Origin of the sequence: Alistipes sp. AF14-19, from assembly GCF_003461645.1 — a bacterium.
GTDB lineage: Bacteria > Bacteroidota > Bacteroidia > Bacteroidales > Rikenellaceae > Alistipes > Alistipes shahii.
Map to the genome: position 1 here is coordinate 1 of NZ_QTXM01000053.1, position 586 is coordinate 586.

The window sequence follows — 586 nt, forward strand, 5'->3', positions numbered from 1 at the left end:
AAATCCGGCAGCGCGATCTTTTTACGCCAGAATCCGGCCGACTCCTTTCCAGTAGTCGTTTGGATGTCGACGTCTGTTTTCTCAGCAGTCGGTGCCGATGCTCCGGATACCGTTTCCGATGTGTTTCCCTCGGGAGTGTCCGTATCTTCCTCTTCCGGTTCGGGAATCCTGCGGACGACTTTCGAATCCAAAGGGGCTTGTCCGGCGATCATCTGACGCATCAGCTCCTCATCGACTTCGATACGGGGATGTTTAGAAGGATTGGGTGCAGGGTTGTCTTTTTCCTTTAATGAATCCATGGTGCAACGTTTTTGAGATTGAATGTTCGGTTTGCAGTCGTAAAGCGTGTATGCCCGGTTTTGTGTTTTAAACCATTCAAAATACCGTTTTCTATTTCATGCAGTTTATATCGGGATAATGAACGCAATAAGAAAATCGACCTTTCATGCTGCAATATACAACCGGGTGAAATGCTTCGGTTCCGATGTCCGCTCCAGACCGCTCCAGTCCGCACCGAGGGTTTGTTTTGGCGTGTGTCCCGTCCTGAAAAAGGTTTACAGAAAAGAGTAAATCTTATGCAGCAAAA

At 48.0% G+C, this 586-nt stretch carries 1 pseudogene; it reads right to left on the reverse strand.

The window, feature by feature from the left end:
- Nucleotides 1-299 (reverse strand): annotated as a pseudogene (locus DWW03_RS16365) (DUF3408 domain-containing protein); the annotation flags it as partial.
- Between the last annotated feature and the right edge of the window lie 287 nt (nt 300-586).